Origin of the sequence: Ruminococcus sp. (genome assembly GCF_016287535.1) — a bacterium.
Lineage (GTDB): Bacteria > Bacillota > Clostridia > Oscillospirales > Ruminococcaceae > Ruminococcus.
On record NZ_JAEFAJ010000037.1, the window covers coordinates 1 to 16,774 of the forward strand.

Sequence of the window (16,774 nt, forward strand, 5' to 3'; positions counted from 1 at the left end):
ATTGTATCATAATTAACTATATTAGTCAAGCTAGAAAGGAAACAGCCCGTGAAGGGCTGTCATCATATTAGGAAATTTCTTAATTCTTTTTCATATATTCTTCCATTGACATAGGAGTTTCTTTTGTAGTCGATACATACGCATAGTACGCAAGAATACTCGATGCGTCAACGGCATTGATATCTCCGTCGTGGTTTACATCTGCTGCAAGCATTTGCTCTTCATTATATCCGCCTTCTTGATTGGTCGATACACGGGCATAATATGCCAGCACCATGGAAGCATCTACTGCGTTCACATTTCCGTCAAAGTTCACATCTCCCGTGTCAGAATCAACGGGTACAAAGATGCGATCGTACTTATTGGCGTAAGCCTCTGCAGTAGAGCCTCTGTATCCCTTGATAATACCTGTATAGGCATAACCGGCACCGTTGGTAAAGGTCGAATTCATGTCGCTTATATCACATTCGGGATTAAGTATGCAGACCTTTTCAAGAGAATTGCAGCTCTGAAAAGCACTAGGTTCTATTTTCTCTACCGATTCGGGTATTGTCACCGATTTCAGTGATCTGAATCCCTCAAAAACACGGCTTTCTATTATCTTCACCGAATCAGGGATAACGACCTCTGTTACTGACCAATATCCCCAACCCTGAAAACATCTCCGACCTATACATTCAACTCCGTCAGGTATGACAATCTTTTCCGTATCGTTTCTTGCAGCAAGAAGAACACCGTTTATTATCACAAAAGGCGACTTCTCAAGCTGCTCTTCCTCCCATTTTGTGCCTGAGAAAGCCCCGCCTTCTATCTTTGTGGCTGTTGAGGAGATCGTTATTTCCGCATTACTACAGGACTTAAAAGCCTCATGTTCGACTACCGTCACAGAAGCGGGTATTACGATGGAAGTGAGAGCGCTGCATTCAGAAAACGCAACAAAGCCAATGGTTTTCAGAGTATCGGGAAGGGTAACGGACACAAGGTTCTTACAAGTATTAAAATTCTGATCTCCGACTCTTGTTATCCCATTGCTTATAACCACTTTTTTTATAAGATCTCTTTCTTTTACCCACGGAGTATTTTTGACAGGACCTACATCGCCCATATCTCCCTTGCCGCTGACAGTCAATGTACCGTCGCTGTCCAGCTGCCATGTGATATTCTCGCCATAGTTGCCGCTGTCAACTATGGTTGCAGCTTCAGCCGAAAGAGTTACAGGTACTCCCAGCGAAAGTGCTGTCGTTCCCAACGATATTACAGCACACATCAACGCTGCTACTATTCTTTTACAATTCATAATATACCCCCTATTCAACGTCCAAGAATTTCTCGACAACAGTCATTATCTCCTCAAGGCGCTTACCACCGATACCTTTGATCTTACTGAGTTCAGCCTCAAGAGCTGGGAGATCAATCGTCTTGACCTGTTCTCCGAGAAGTTCGTCGCCATACTTAAGAATGAACTTTGTAAGCTCCTCTCGGTTCATCTTCTTGATTTTTTTATACGTGTCTCTGTCAATAATCTCTTGATTTGCCATATGTAACTCCTTTGTCATTTCTCTTATCACCAATTATAGCATAATACCGATATAATGTAAACACATAAAGCAGAACCGCCTATAGGCGGTTCAATTAATAATATTAGTTGTCTCTGAGTATTGCCTGCATATCATATATCTTTTGTATTTCCGTTTTTAAATATTCTCTTAATGCCTCATCCATTATATAGAGATACAAACCTTTTTGTCCTCTTGTAAATAATACTTTATATGTATTTCTTATAAGTTGATCGATAATATCACTATCTTCAGGGGTAGGTTTTCTTTGATGTGGTCTCCTGAATTCTCCTGATCCCTTAGGATGCCTTGTATAGTCTGTTATGACTTTCCCTTCTCGATATAGTAGATCATCACCGACAATAAGAAAACGATAAGAAAGGTATGCACATATCAAAGATATCACCATTTATTTCAGAGACGATTAGCATTAATGGAGTGGATTTCAATCGAACCAATTTCATTCCCCATTTTATTAAATATGATAATTACAGTGAGGATGTAAGGTTATACTTTAATGATGTATCCGCTGAATGGTTGATCAGGGTAAAAAATGGTTTACCTAAGTTAATCTCACGCTTCGTTGTTGAGGCATGTCTAATTGTTGATGCTGTTGGACCTGGATCATGCAGTGCTTTAAGTGTATTTCTGAAAGGCTCTACGAAGCCACTGATTTTCAGTGAGGGAATTATCACTTCCTCAGATCTCAGGAAGCAGACCCAGTATCATCAGAAGGGACTTACCCTTAGGAACAGGGACTATTATTATGAATCGTTTATCAGGGCTATTTGTATGTGCAATAATGTTTTCTTTCTGACGCTTCCTAAGCACGCAGGCTGGAACAATACTCCAGATGGCAGAAGAATTTTTGTTTCAGCTGAAAACATGATTCCAATCTTGTCCGATTTTTTTTACGATGAAAAGGAGTGATATTTTATGTCAGTTAAATTCAAGCGTAGGAATGCATTTAACTATATCCACCTCGAACGTACTACGGAATCTATAGACAAAATTGTGGATTCTTATCATAAGGCTTGTCCAAGTACTCTGCCTGTTAAGGTGGGGACTGCATTATCGATATTGAGCCGTCTGCTTCCTCAATTCAAAGATGAAGGACTTACCCAGGATAGAATGTGGGTTATTGAAACGTCAGATGATGATAATTCTAGATTCATGACTGCTGTTATCCAGAACAGAAATCATAATTCTATGGAACCTATCTTCTCACATAGCCGTATTACAGGTATTGAGGATGAGCTAAACAAGCATGTAGACTGTTCTACAATTTTGCGTCATTCTTTTGTTATTGATGATTACTATGACCTCGAAAAAGTTCTCAAATTAGTGTATGAGCAGTTTCAGACCGCTCCGCTTGAGGAGAGCGTTTGTAGAACCGTACCAGTGCTTATTACCGATAATGCCGGAACTATTCCTGACACATTTCCGCATTATCAGCTCTCAATCAGCAACAGTATCAAGGTTGAAGATTTCGGCCCGTTACAGAAAGCTATGGGAAAGCTGAATTATTGCATTATCAAGTATGCAGAGCAGAATCCGGATGCCATAAATGCTGATCTAAAAAAAGCGATCAAGAATGCTGAGCAATTAGTGTCTGAGTTGCCATATAAGGCGCAGAGCAATTCAGCAATTATGTTTCTTGCTACAGGTTTAGTGCTTTATTATAAGAAGATATTCTCCAAAAATGATGTGCTTGAATTAAGGAATTATCTCAAATCTGAAGCAGTAAACAGAACAAGTCTTGGTAATGTAGTCTCTAAGGCAGTTGGTAAATCACTGAGCACAGCAATATGTTCAGGGACACTTGGGGTAGGTAATGAATCATCCCCACCGTTCTGGAAACCTAACATGGCTTTTGCAGGTAGCGATGGATCAATCAATGTTACAAGGCAACTGTTCGTTGAGAAAATTTTACAACAACTTGAACTCCCGGTTGGTCATAATAAGATTTTTCAAGCACTAAAGGAAAATGATCTTTGCTTCGCTAATCCAGGGGAAGATCTGAAGACTCGCACTGTAATCGGAGCGGATGGTGTTAAGAATAAGCAACGTTTCGTATCCCTATCAAGACGTCTGTTGAGCGAAGAGGCAAATAGAAAAGTTGACGTGGCTGTAGCTTCTGATATGTTTCATAAGTTGGATAAGCCTATCAACAACTTTTTTCCGTTTATGCAGCATCAACATCTCAACATGGTGGCAGGTCAGATAATAAATGACTAAGCTGATATGTAGTCCTTGCAGTGCAGAACAGCATACAGATAGTAGAAGATATCTTCTTTGGTTACACGATCTCCATATATCCCCTTAAATTTGTTAAGTGCAACATCAGAGATAGCGTAACGCTTCTTGTATCCAGTGGTTGTATCTTCGACCATATCACCGAACAAGCTCATTTGAGCTAGATTCTGCTTCTCAACTCTGTCATGAGCTATTCGATCCACAAATACAACAGAGGACATCAATACGATGTATCAATAGAAAAATGCGAGACCATTCTTTAAACGTGTTTTCATATTGTACAGACACTTGTTCGCTTCGCTCCTCGTCAATCAGGGAGTGGACATCGTGACCGTTTCGGGAGCGTTAGGACATTCGACGGTTTCTACAACAAGTAATATTTATTGTCATAATTCATCAGCATATATTACCGGCATTTTTAACAATGCGCCGTGCAAAAGGAACTGATTTTTTGCCATCACGCACAATATTCGACTTGAAGTCGGTTTTGTTCTTGACAATTCGTTTAACAGGTGTTATCATAATATCAGGAATTCGACTTGCAGTCGAAAATTAGGAGGTCAATATGAAAGGCGAAAAAGGTGAACGCCGAAAAAAAGAGTTGTTAAAGATCGCATACCGTATGTTTATCGAAAAGGGCTACGATAATACAAGCATTGACGAGATCATTACAGAGGCGGGAATTGCGAAGGGAACTTATTACTACCATTTCCCCAGCAAGGAAGCTACACTTGAAGCGGTCATTGATATGATGATAAGCGAGGAGGCAGAACGGGCAAAAAACGTGATTTCTACACCAATCCCCGTTCCACAGAAGATCGTTGCCGTTACAATGTCAATGCGTCCGCAGCTGGAAGAAAGCGGTATTGCAGGTACTCTGGAACGAAGCGAGAATATCGTTATGCACGAAAAAATAAACCTCCGTATTCTTGATGTGACCGTTCCGATATTGACGGAAGTCGTGAAAGAGGGTATCTCACAAGGGATATTTGACTGCACAAATGTCGAGGAGCGTGTAAAAATGATCCTTATTATTTGTCAGCGTATTTTCGACAGCGGCAGTTTCAACGAAAGAGATGTTGAGGTATTCATCGACATGACCGAGAAAACTCTCGGCGCAAAAACAGGAACGATGAGCTTTATCAAGGAGCTTATACACTGACGGAGGTAGTTATGGAAAAAGAGGCCTTTATTTCTGCAAGACATCTTAAAAAGGTTTTTGGTTCGGGCGACAGCGAGCAGGTGATTTACTCGGATTTTGATATTGATATTTACAAGGGTGATTTCACCATTATCATGGGTGCATCCGGCGCAGGAAAGTCTACTCTCATGTACTCCCTTTCGGGTATGGATACGCCGAATGCAGGCACTATTATTTTCGGAGGAACAGAGATAACCGGCATGAGCAGCGATGAACTTGCCGTATTCAGACGTAAGAACTGCGGCTTTGTTTTTCAGCAGATCTATCTGATAGATAAGATGAACCTGCTGGATAATGTAATAACCGCTGGAAGCCTTACAAGCAAGGACAAAGCCGACATCGTTAGACGTGCAAACGAGTTGTTCGATATGGTGAACATTTCGGAGGTGACACGCAAAAAGCTGCCATCGCTCATATCGGGCGGTGAAGCACAAAGAGCAGGCATCGTCCGTGCGGCGATCAATCAGCCCTCAGCTATATTTGCCGATGAGCCGACAGGTGCGCTGAATTCCAACAATTCCGATGCAGTTCTGGACGTGTTATCAAAGCTTAATGAAACCGGACAGAGCATTATAATGGTAACACATGATAAGAAATCGGCTCTGAGGGGAAATCGGGTTGTTTATATCAAGGACGGCGAGATCTGCGGCGACTGCGATTTGGGAAAATACAGCGCAGATGATACCGAAAGAACGGGAAAGCTCGAAATATTCCTGAAAGATATGGGGTGGTGATATGGGCGGACTTGTATTGCATAACCTCAAAAAAGCAAAAGGACAGTTCATTTCATTTGGTATCGTGATGATTATAACGGCGGTGATACTCAATATTTCACTTGTGCTTCTGTTTCAGACGGGTGATGCATATGACAAGCGTTTCGATGAACTTAACACTGCTGATATCAGTGCGAGTGTTCCCGCTGCCCTTGCATCTGAGGAACTTGCCGGTGATATTGGTCAAATCAATGGCGTTTCGGCTGTCGAAAAGAATGAAGCTCTGTTTGCTTCTGCCGCCTTACAGGAATTCCAAGGCTCGGAATTTACGATGAATACCTATTTTTACAAACTTTCCGATGAGCGAACTATCTCGAAGCATACGATAGAGGAAAAAGCAAGTAGCGAGGAAGAAAACGGTGCGTATATTCCCATGTATCTGTCTGCGCTCGGCGGATACAAGACAGGCGAAAAGATAAGATATATCACAGACGGCAGGGAATATGCCTTTACCGTTAACGGCATTATCAGCGAAATGCAGTACGGCAACTACGGCACGGGCTTTATCGGGATATACCTTACCGACAAAGCATATGAAGATATGACCTCTGACGAGAATTTTACGGCGGTTTCGGAATATCTGATAAAAACCGACAATGATACTGATATATCCGGATTAAAGAGCGATATTGCGGCACTTCTGAAAGGAAAAAACATCCACGTAGTTTCTCTCCTTGACCGTGACACTGCCAAAAACAGCCGCACTATGGTATCAAATACGATCGTCTTGTTCCTTGCGGTGTTTGCTTTACTTGTGCTGATCGTAAGCATATTCCTCGCGCGTTTCAGGATACGAACAACGATTGACGAGGAGATCAACGAAATGGGTGTTCTCAAAGGAATAGGTTACACAAGCAGACAGCTTATGTTCAGTCAGGTAATCCCTTACGGTTTGATATGCGGTGCAGGACTTATCATCGGAACAGCTATTTCCTATACGGTGATACCCTCTGTTGCAAATTTGCTTGCAGTACAGTCTGGTTTCTCCTATACACCTGTTTTCGACATCAAAGCTGCCTGCATCAGTATATCTGGCATACTCGTATTTGTTCTGCTGTTTACGTTACTTGCCGCAGGAAAGATCAAGCATCTTGAACCTATCAACGCTATCAGAGGAATTGATCCGCTGAAACCCGCGGACAGGAACAGTTTTCCGCTTGACACCTCAAAAGGCTCGGTGGCTCTGAACCTGACCTTAAAGCAAGCTGTCTCATCTGCCGGAAGAAATATCCTGCTTTTTGCGGTTACTTTTGTTATGATGATACTTCTGTCATTTACGGGAGTGCTTGTTTATAATGTAAATATCCGTCCTGAAAACTTCCTCACTACGTTGTCTGAAGAGCTGCCTGATATAAGAGTGCAGTCGGACGGGAATTATTTTGAGGAACTGAAAGAGTTGCTCAAAAATGAGAATGTCAAAGCAGTGAATTATGGTATCGCTAACGGTGAATACACAGACGGCAGCTTACCAATGATCGTGTGCGAGGACTATTCACTGCTTGAAAATGATATTTGCTACAAAGGTGCGCACCCCGACAATGCCGATAAAATTGCGATAGGTAGTGCATTTGAAGACGATTATTCTGTCGGTGATAAATTCAGGCTGACTGTGAACGGAAATTCTCACGATTATACGGTCAGCGGCTTTATTCAGAGCGTCAACAACAATGGACTTATTGCCGAGCTGACCGATGAAGGATATGCCAGCATCTCGGATAAGCCGCTCTATTCGTTTAACATCTACACAAACGGCAGGGATATTGAAGACCTTGTTGACAAGCTGAACAGCGAATATTCCGATTATACTGTGAATATAAGCAATACCGCAAAGGAAACAAAGGCTATGCAGGCGATGTATTCCTCGCTCATCACCATTGTTGCAATACTGCTGTTCATCATCACAGTGCTTATCATACTGCTGATACTCTACGTTATCATGCGTTCGATGATTTCGAGCCTGAAAATCGATTTCGGCATATACAAGGCGATGGGTTTCACAAGCAGACAGCTTATCGTGCAGACGGTCGGTAGTATCACACCTGTTGTACTGATAGGTTCTGTACTGTCGGCGATGCTGGGTATTGCATATCTGCCGACTATGTTTGATGGCATATTCTCAGCCATCGGAGCGCAGAAGAATAATTTTGAGATACCTGTGGCAGTTCTGCTTATCATGGCTTTGATACTGACCGCTGTAAATATCATCATCGGTACGCTGCTTTGCAGGCCTATAAAAAGGATAACCGCATATTCACTGATAAAAGAGGGGTAAGAAATAACTAAAATATGCTTTTATCTTTCCTATAAGTCACGGTTTTAACGTTTTTTAAGCAGTAAAAAAAGCGCTCACTTTGACTGTGAGTGCTTTTTTATGAACTTAAACAATTTCGGTTCGTTTTTTGTTGGTATGTATATATACTGCAAAACAAAGAGCTATTTGCAGCAGCGTGGAGCAAGGTATAGACAGTCCGATAAGGAACAGAGAGCCGCTGCTGAAATGCTGCATGATTAATGCCATCGGTATCCTCACAAGAAAAGCTCCGCAAAGTCCCTGAAGCATAACGAACTTTGTCTTTTCTATACCATTGAAATATCCTACAAAACAGAAAAGGAAACAAGTTTGCAGGCAGTCTATTGCATATGCTTTCAGATAATCCCATGCGTCTTTTACAGTAGAATCTATAGGGCAGAAGATACCTGCCAGTTTATCTCCGAAAAAGAATGTAATAAAGAACATCGCCACTCCGAATGCGGCTGAAACCGCAATGCCGTTTCTCAGAGCGGCATTTGAGCGTTCATACCGACCTGCCCCTTGGTTTTGTGCAACGAATGCGGACATTGACTGCATAAATGCTATTGGAATAAGCATAATGAATGTGCATACCTTATTTGCAACGCCAACTCCTGCAGATGCATCAACACTTATCTGATTAACAATGGCGACGAGGACAAGAAACGATATCCCCACAAGGAAATCCTGCAATGCTATAGGAGTTCCTATGTGTATGATATTTCGTGCTGACGGCTTATGTATCCTGATATCTGAACGGTGTATTTCAAACGGAAGCTTCAGCCGTCTGATAATAAAAAACGATATCACCACACTTATAAACTGTGCGATTACAGTCGCAATCGCAGCACCTGTTGCTCCGAGACCGAATACAGATACAAAGATCAGATCACCGATTATATTGCATATACAGGCTATTCCGACAGCCACGAGAGGTGTTTTTGAATCGCCCAGTCCCCGGAAAATACTTCCCAGCAGGTTATAAGCTGTTATTACAAGAAAACCGCCGCCGCATATACGGATATAGCTGACGGTCGCGTCCATCGCTTCATCAGGCGCGTGCATTGCCTTAGTCAGTGAATTTGCACCGATTACGCTGATCAATGTGAATATCACACCTGCAAAGAAAAACACACAGAGTCCTGTACCTATTATCTGTGCGGTGTCCTTATTGCGTTTCTGACCGATACGCTGTGCAACCGAAACGGTAATTCCCATAGAAAAGCTTACCAGAATATTCGTAAGGGTCATGATTATCTGTGAACCTGTCGAAACAGCTGAAACTCCTGATTTTGTTCCGAATTGTCCTACTATGAGCAAGTCCACAGCACCATAAAGCGCCTGAAGAAACATTGCCAGCAGAACAGGCAGCATGAACTTCAATAATTTCGGAAGTATCGGTCCTTCTGTAAAGCTGTTGTCTTTCAAATTGATTCCTCCGTTATTTTCGGGATAAGAACAAAATACTGGCTTATCCGTGATTTAAAAACTTTTATTTTACCATGTTCTGTCCGTGTCAGCTTATCGGTATGACAGGCAGCTCTATAGGCTCGTCACTGTCGTCAGTATAAGACTGACTTGTCTCTTCTTCAGATGAGTTTTCTGATTCCGGAGGCATGATACCAGCATCATTGAGTGATGAATCACCGGAAGTTTCAGCTGATGAAGTTACACTGCCGGCAGCAGTTGTTGTGGTGGTAGTTGTTGTACTGATGACCGTCTGCGATACGGCAGCAGTAGTTGTAACAGTGGTGGTATCAGCGGTGGGCGTTTCAGCTTCTGTGGAAGCTGTACTGATCTCTGATGTTCCGCTTTCTCCGCCGTTGCAGCCTGTCAGCAGAAGAGCTGCAGCAAAAATAACAGTTAGTGATCTTTTCATAATTTCTCCTGAATAGTATTATTATCGGATCATGGCTTATGAGCTTTTCCAGATGCAGCTTATACTGCGGTAAGAACCTTTTACAAACCCGTGATCCGTGAGCAATTGAATTTTATCATATATATCTGCAGATGTCAAGCTGTTAATTGCTTACCGGATAAGCTGATTGATGAATAGCAGCTGTTCGGAAAAATAACAGTATTGTGCTATAAAACGCTTTTTTACAATTCAGCTATTGATTTATGTGCGCAAATAGTGTACAATATATAAATATGGCATTGTAATATGTTGCATTATGCTATTTTGTATGTTATTTGATAAATACGTTGAACTTTTGTTATGGTGTTTTGCCAATAATGAAAAATCGTATTATTATAAAGATCAATAATACATTATCATTCTGTTTTTGACAGGAGCATATATGATGAAAGGAGGTATTTATGGATCCTGAAAAGGAATTGCGTTTTTATAAGCTGTATGAACAGCTTGCTTCCCTGACGCAGATAGTGAATCAGACACCTGCCATTAAAAAGATTGAATCTGTACTGAATGAGATCGCCGCGATGTTCCGTCTTTCAAAGGGCGTTACTCATTTTTATCGCGATCCCGGCGCGGAAAAACGGGATGACGGCGAAGTAATGTGCAGTTATGATACAGGAAAAGAAGGAAAGCAGGTACATACGGTAAGATTTGAAACGCGACTTATGTCCATAACTACCATGACGGTATATATGTCGGAGAATGAGGAACCTCTGACAGATGAGGAAATGTTCAAGGTTGACCTTGCCATGAGAACGGCGCTTGCTTTCATAAGCCGCAACCGTTTGCAGGTGATAGCTGAAAAACTGGCGTTTTATGATGATGTGGGCTTCCGTAATATACGAAGCCTTTTCAGATACTTTTCATGGAAAGGACGCACCGGCGATTTTGAAGGAAAAGCTGCAATAAACTATAATCTGCGGCATTTTTCTCTGATAAACGAGGAGTTCGGAAGAGCGGGCGGTGATACCGTTCTGTGGAACCATTACAGATATATAGAGAATATGATCGGAGACAGCGGAATGGTCGTCAGACTCGGCGGTGACGCTTTTGTATGCATATGCGATCAGACTGATCTTCCCGATCTTCTTGATTACATGAATGAAGCTGTTGTACTGGCTGATGACAGCGGAAGAACAGCAAGGATCTCGTGCTATGCCGGTGTTTTTCTTGTTCCGGACAGGTATACAGTAACTGTTCCGAATGACATCATGGGTAAGATCATGCACGCATATCAGGTCGCAAAGGTAGGCACGCAGGGAAATATCGTATTTTATTCTGATATGCTCATGTCAGAAAAGGAAAGGTCAAGGCGTATACAGAACATATTCCCTGTTGCTTTGAAAAACGGTGAATTTCATGCATTCTATCAGCCTAAGGTCAATATCGTTACCGGTGAACTGTATGGAGCCGAGGCTCTCTGCCGCTGGTTCCACGACGGAAAAATCGTGCCTCCGATGGAGTTTATCCCGATACTGGAGGTGACAAGTGAGATATGCAAGCTGGATTTCCATATGCTTGAGCTCGTATGCTCGGATATACGCAGATGGCTCGATGAAGGAAAACGTGTTGTCCGTGTTTCCGTCAATCTTTCCAGACGTCATATCATTAATCCTGATCTTGTAAAAACGCTTATTGATATCATAGACAGGCATAATGTGCCTCATGAATACATAGAGATAGAACTGACCGAAACCACCACAGACGTTGAGTTCAAGGATCTGAAGCGTGTTGTTGAGGCGCTTCACGAGTATAATATATACACTTCCGTAGACGATTTCGGTATGGGGTATTCATCTCTTAATCTGATACGTGTTATACCCTGGAATGTACTGAAGGTCGATAAGATATTCCTGCCTCTTGACGGTGAAGCAAAGGACAGCGTAAGAAGCGTTATGTTCAAATATGTGGTCGCTATGGCAAAGGAGCTCGGATTTGAATGTATCGTTGAGGGCGTAGAAACAGCAGCTCAGCTCGAACTTCTTCGTGAGTGCGGATGCGAGCTTGCACAGGGATACTTATTCGACAGACCGCTTCCGCTGAATGAGTTTGAAAAAAGGCTTATTATGGAGAGATATACAATATAAAACGCAGGGGAGAGAGGCGAGGACTTCCTCTTTGTGATCCCTGATTCGAATATCGGAGTAGGAATGGACCGCGCTGACAGCAGGCTTTACAAGGGCAAGAGCAATGGAAAGCATCATTCTGAATATACGGACTGACATGAATAATAAAAAACAGGGACTGTGGTCCCTGTTTTTTTGTCTGTTCTGTTTTTAAGTGAATGTCACTGATGTTTCATTCCCTTGTAAGGATGACCTGGAAATTATCGCTGATATTTGCGTATTTATCAAGCTCGATAAGTATATCCCATGCTGCCATATCGCAGGTCATCACTTCCTGGGAAATGCAGTTTATATTTACGTAATCGCTGGTAAGATCGGTTATTTCATGTGTGATCGAACCGCTTCCTTCTTCAATGCTGACTACCATCAGTTTATGGTCATTGAACCATTCATCATCGTATTTTTCAATTACTTCATATTTGTGATCCGAATTGAAATAGCTTTTAAGCTCTTCTGTATTTGTCATCATCCTTACTATAGGTCCGCTGTTGATGACAGTCCTGTAGGCTCGCAGATACTGAGCTTCTATAGCATATTTTACCGGAGTGCCTAACCTATTTAATTCTATAAGCTTTTTCCTCATTGCAACAAGGTCGAAAACATCAATATTATTATCTTTGCAGATGTCAGCTGTTCTGCGTTCGGAAAGCTTGGTATCCGGGTCTGAGAGCAGCCATTTCTGCAGGGTGACAAGATCGGAGATACCGAATTCTCCGTCGCCGTTGACATCGTAGCTGCATTTCCATTCAGTCTTCTGATTATTATATGCACTTTTCGGTACAGCAGCCTGAAGAATAAAGAAGTAGTCGGTATTGCATATACCAAAATCCGCGGAGGGTCTGGTATAATAAACAGTTATTTTTTCAGAGGATATAACGGTATCATTTATACTGATATTTTCGCCGCCTGTTGGGTCTATAATGAAATCAAGGAGCAGCACATTATCCTTGAAGAAATCATCATCATAGGCTGAGAATATTTTTTTCTGATATTCTTCCGAGATATAAAGCGAGAGTATCTCTGAAAGCTCTTCTTTTGAAGCCGCGACGGCAGGTTCCAGACCTTTTATTATATTATCCGGTATCAGATCAGGTGTTGTTGTTGAGATCCTGTCTGCCGCGTATTTTACTTCAACGGGCGAGTTATTCTTTACCGTGAAGATCATGTCTGCTGAATTGTATGCATATTCCTTTATTTTGACAGGTACTTTTTCGGACAGTACATATCCCTCAGGCAGATAATCCTCGTCAACAGTGATACTGGGCCAGTCATAATCGGACAGTTCTGTGTCAACGTAATATGGATTGCGTCCCTCGAAATACTTCAGTTTGTCTCCGAAAATATGCTCCCTTTTATCTCCCGGAATACTTATCGGCTCGCCGGTATCCTCGTCGATAATGCTTATGCGTTTGAGGTCGAAATTAAGTGTCTCCTTGTTGTTCCAGATAACTTTATCCTGCAATTCATCTTTTGGGATAACTACTCTGAGAATGTCAAAGTATGATGTTCTCATAAGATTTGCATAGATAATGGAGGTATAGTTTATTATCAGTCTGCCGTCCTTCAACTGGACGCTGTCAAGTCCGTGGGACAGGATACGCCCCCTGTAAGGGTCAAGGTAGGTATTCAGCAGCAGTACGTTGTTCTCAAAGAAGCTGTCGCTGTACTCACTTACGAATTTATTCAGTGCCTTTTCTTTAAGATAAGTCGAAAGGAAGCTCACAAGCTCATCCTTTGAGCTTATTACGGCAGCTTTCTGATCAGCGAAAGCATTATATATGCTGGTATACGAAGCATTCAGATCATCGCTGTATATGCTGTACTGAGAATATGAGAATTCTGCGTCATTTACATAGGAGTCGTTCAGTATGACAGTTTTTGCGCCATCGGTTATTGTACAGTCGGCGATGAGTGTCTTTTCCACCTGATTTGAGCAGTAGTCATTGACCGAGGCATAATCCCACCTTACCAGATCGCTGCCGTCGATATCAGCCGAATAAGCTATGGCTTTGTGTATCGTTCCGCCGTCAAGAGGCGGTGCTGTTTCCGTGCTGCAGTCCTCTGTAAAATAGTGGTTTATCTTGTTTATGCAGCTGCGGGGCGTTCCGTATACCTCAAACCAGTCATAAGGCGTTCCCGTATTTGAGTCAATGCAGAACACGATGATATTATCCCTTGCGGAGACCTGACCGAACTTTTCGGAATATTCCTTGTATTCCGCAACGCTGTCCGGGAACCAGCTGTATATGTCGGTCTCGGAGATATTGCTGTCCTCGTCTATGCAGAAGGCATAGTTCTTATAAGCGTGCCGGAATCCGCTTTCCCTGATTATGTCCTTCATGGCAGTCTCAACCAGTGCGACTTCAAAAGTGCCCTGTTTATGAGGCGCATAATAGACAACTGTCTCATAGATCACGCCGCTTTCCTTTGATTCAAAGGTCTTGTGGGTAAGCTCATCCATCATGTCTTCTGTAGTCATTACCAGATACTGTGATGAAGCCGCTTGTTTAGCGTATTCCTTGAAGACTACGCAAACAAGCCCGTCCTGAACATGAGTAGCACCGTAGGTATTGCGGAACTCTATTGCCGACTCAAGATCATATGGGATCCAGTCGGGAAGCGCTGCGCCCATACCGTGTTCCTCAGCGTACACCGGTTCGGAGAGAAATCCGGATAGGCTGCCTGATGAAAGGGGAATGAAAGATGTTACTGCTGCGATAAAAGCAGCTGTTATTCTTTTGGACCTCATTTGTGTTCACCTGCCGTTTCTTTAGGATTAACAGTTCTTGTCTGTTCGCCTACATTATAACACAGCTTTTTTAAAAAATCAATAGAGAATCATATAAATCAGAAAGCAAAGTAAAAAAGCTCTGTCCGCAGTGAACAGAGCTTTTATGCAGCAACGGCTGTAAGAGCAATACTATGCTGCTGCCTTTTTATCTCTTTTGAGAAGCTTCCTGACAGTTTCGGTAACAGCACCGTGATTCAGGGCGGTTATCACAGCTGCAACAGGCAGCTCATAAAAGACAGGGTTTTTGAGGCCTGAGATCACGGGTACGCACATAAGCAGAAGAAGAGAGGTATTGACAGCTGTTTTTAGCGTTGAAAAACGGAAGGGCACATATCTGCGTGAGTCTTTCATACGGATACAGTAGCAGAGAAGATAGCTGAGAAAAGTTGCAAAGGCAGCTCCCTGTATTCCTAATGCCGGAATAAGTAAAAGGTTCAGGATAACATTTGCGGCAGCTACGGCAAGTATGGTATAAAACGCATTGGCAGTGTGCTTGGTCGCTGTATAGATACCTGCAAGGAAAAGATTAAGACAGGTGAACACGGCTGCGGCGATAAGGAGGGGAGTATAGCGGTATGCGGTCCTGTACTCCGGAAAAGTGCTGTAATTGATGAGGATTGCGGAAACAGGCCTGATAAGCAGTACAAGTCCTGCGGAGCCGATAAAAAGCAGCGATTCGTAAACAGAGTAGACCTTTTCATAGAAGCTGCTGCGGTCAGACGAGTCATTTTCTGTTATGGCGGACATATTCCATGCCTGCATGAATATATATGACATCATTGATATCAGGTTAGGGATCTTGGTAGCCGCAGAATATATACCTGCCGCGTCGCTGCCGAGAGCGAATTTATTGCTGTGCATATTTCCGATAAATATCTGGTCGGAAAAGCCGGTGAATGTCCACATGACAGTCGTAGGGACAAGTGGCAGAGTGAAACGAAGCATAGTTTTACCGAATGACCGGCTGAAGCTGTGAATATCAGCGTATCCGCGTATCCTGCCTGCGATGAAAAGGAAAACAGCGGAGCAGGCATCTGAAAGTATCATTGATATCATGAAGCCCCTGACGCCCATTCCGAGCTTTGAAATGAATAAAATATTAAAAATGAAAAGCGTCAGTGTGGCGAAAATACCGTCTGCGGAGAAAAGCTTAACCATATTGCAGGCGCGGACAAACTGGGAGCAGAGAGCCCTCATCGCTGAGGTGCATACGTAAACAAAAAGCAATACTGAATAGCTTCTTACCGGCTTTAGTACAGGAATGAGGTTAAGTAACGGTATGACAGGCAGCATGAGGAAAAGTCCGCTGAGGGTTATGACAGCAGCTGTTGTGAAAACCTGTTTATTGTCGTATTCATTATCGAGACCGTAGCGTACTACAGCTTCTGTCAGTGAAAATGTGAATACAGGCAGAAGGAAAAGTACCAGTGTTTCTATCAGCGCTTTTGTATATAGTCCGGACGGACTCAGGTGCTTTGTATAAAGATTGTTGAGCAGAAGTGAAAATATCTTTGCACTGAAGCTTCCGACAGAAAAGATGATAGTATTGAATGCAAGTTTTTTATATTTGTTCATTTATCTCCTCCGGAAGAGTATATGACATATTATACCATATCATCTGATAAATATCAACATATGGATGAAAAATCATTCTTTTGCCGGCTGCGGACGCGGTTCCTGCGCATATACCATAATTTGTACAGTTTTGTCATTATAGTGATAAAACTTTTAGGCAGCGGACGTGTGTTTAAAAATTTACGATGTATTGATAACCAATGCATATTATGTTATAATTAGTGTGTCCTCAATAACCGCCTTATAGCGGTTATTGTCCCGAACTTTGTTCGGGAAGCGCAAATTTCT

General features: G+C 42.4%; 14 protein-coding genes and 1 pseudogene. 7 read left to right on the forward strand and 8 right to left on the reverse strand.

What is annotated here, in order from left to right:
• Positions 1–79: 79 nt before the first annotated feature.
• The 3 genes from QZZ36_RS11790 to QZZ36_RS11800 form a co-directional block, all read right to left on the reverse strand.
• Complete coding sequence (locus QZZ36_RS11790; protein WP_295081708.1) at positions 80–1,297, reverse strand: leucine-rich repeat protein; 1,218 nt, start codon at positions 1,295–1,297, stop codon at positions 80–82.
• 10 nt (positions 1,298–1,307) lie between these two features.
• Positions 1,308–1,538, reverse strand: coding sequence for a hypothetical protein (locus tag QZZ36_RS11795; RefSeq protein WP_295081710.1), 231 nt, complete (start codon positions 1,536–1,538; stop codon positions 1,308–1,310).
• A 103-nt stretch (positions 1,539–1,641) separates the two neighbouring features.
• Positions 1,642–1,953 (reverse strand): DNA/RNA helicase domain-containing protein, encoded by a 312-nt coding sequence (locus QZZ36_RS11800; protein WP_295081713.1) that lies wholly within the window; start codon positions 1,951–1,953, stop codon positions 1,642–1,644.
• On the opposite strand from QZZ36_RS11800, the gene QZZ36_RS11805 reads away from it, so the two are divergent.
• Positions 1,941–2,486: a hypothetical protein gene (locus QZZ36_RS11805; protein ID WP_295081715.1), complete on the forward strand. Its 546-nt coding sequence runs from the start codon at positions 1,941–1,943 to the stop codon at positions 2,484–2,486. The two genes, QZZ36_RS11800 and QZZ36_RS11805, sit on opposite strands and share 13 nt — an antisense overlap.
• A gap of 6 nt (positions 2,487–2,492) precedes the next feature.
• The gene (locus QZZ36_RS11810) at positions 2,493–3,794 is read left to right on the forward strand and encodes a hypothetical protein (RefSeq protein ID WP_295081717.1); all 1,302 of its coding nucleotides are present in this window, start codon (positions 2,493–2,495) and stop codon (positions 3,792–3,794) included.
• On the opposite strand, the gene QZZ36_RS11815 is transcribed toward QZZ36_RS11810, so the two are convergent.
• Positions 3,791–3,967 (reverse strand): type ISP restriction/modification enzyme, encoded by a 177-nt coding sequence (locus tag QZZ36_RS11815; RefSeq protein ID WP_295081719.1) that lies wholly within the window; start codon positions 3,965–3,967, stop codon positions 3,791–3,793. The two genes, QZZ36_RS11810 and QZZ36_RS11815, sit on opposite strands and share 4 nt — an antisense overlap.
• Before the next feature lie 127 nt (positions 3,968–4,094).
• On the opposite strand from QZZ36_RS11815, the pseudogene QZZ36_RS11820 reads away from it, so the two are divergent.
• The 4 genes and pseudogenes from QZZ36_RS11820 to QZZ36_RS11835 all read left to right on the forward strand — a co-directional run.
• Positions 4,095–4,202, forward strand: a pseudogene (locus QZZ36_RS11820) (tyrosine-type recombinase/integrase); the annotation flags it as partial.
• Positions 4,203–4,377: 175 nt separating this feature from the next.
• Positions 4,378–4,974, forward strand: a complete 597-nt coding sequence (locus tag QZZ36_RS11825; RefSeq protein ID WP_295081721.1) for a TetR/AcrR family transcriptional regulator — start codon at positions 4,378–4,380, stop codon at positions 4,972–4,974.
• 11 nt (positions 4,975–4,985) lie between these two features.
• Complete coding sequence (locus QZZ36_RS11830; protein WP_295081723.1) at positions 4,986–5,747, forward strand: ABC transporter ATP-binding protein; 762 nt, start codon at positions 4,986–4,988, stop codon at positions 5,745–5,747.
• Position 5,748: 1 nt separating this feature from the next.
• Complete coding sequence (locus tag QZZ36_RS11835) at positions 5,749–8,058, forward strand: ABC transporter permease (protein ID WP_295081725.1); 2,310 nt, start codon at positions 5,749–5,751, stop codon at positions 8,056–8,058.
• Positions 8,059–8,163: 105 nt separating this feature from the next.
• On the opposite strand, the gene QZZ36_RS11840 is transcribed toward QZZ36_RS11835, so the two are convergent.
• Both QZZ36_RS11840 and QZZ36_RS11845 read right to left on the reverse strand, forming a co-directional pair.
• Positions 8,164–9,504, reverse strand: coding sequence for an MATE family efflux transporter (locus QZZ36_RS11840; RefSeq protein WP_295081727.1), 1,341 nt, complete (start codon positions 9,502–9,504; stop codon positions 8,164–8,166).
• Between the two features lie 88 nt (positions 9,505–9,592).
• Positions 9,593–9,955 carry a hypothetical protein gene (locus QZZ36_RS11845; protein WP_295081729.1) on the reverse strand — a complete coding sequence of 121 codons (363 nt, stop codon included), beginning with the start codon at positions 9,953–9,955 and terminating at the stop codon, positions 9,593–9,595.
• 440 nt (positions 9,956–10,395) lie between these two features.
• Between QZZ36_RS11845 and QZZ36_RS11850 the strand changes: the two genes are divergently transcribed.
• Positions 10,396–12,081, forward strand: a complete 1,686-nt coding sequence (locus tag QZZ36_RS11850; protein WP_295081731.1) for a GGDEF domain-containing phosphodiesterase — start codon at positions 10,396–10,398, stop codon at positions 12,079–12,081.
• Between the two features lie 211 nt (positions 12,082–12,292).
• On the opposite strand, the gene QZZ36_RS11855 is transcribed toward QZZ36_RS11850, so the two are convergent.
• Together QZZ36_RS11855 and QZZ36_RS11860 are read right to left on the reverse strand one after the other, a co-directional pair.
• Positions 12,293–14,869, reverse strand: coding sequence for a dockerin type I repeat-containing protein (locus tag QZZ36_RS11855; RefSeq protein WP_295081735.1), 2,577 nt, complete (start codon positions 14,867–14,869; stop codon positions 12,293–12,295).
• A 171-nt stretch (positions 14,870–15,040) separates the two neighbouring features.
• Complete coding sequence (locus QZZ36_RS11860; RefSeq protein ID WP_295081739.1) at positions 15,041–16,486, reverse strand: polysaccharide biosynthesis C-terminal domain-containing protein; 1,446 nt, start codon at positions 16,484–16,486, stop codon at positions 15,041–15,043.
• Between the last annotated feature and the right edge of the window lie 288 nt (positions 16,487–16,774).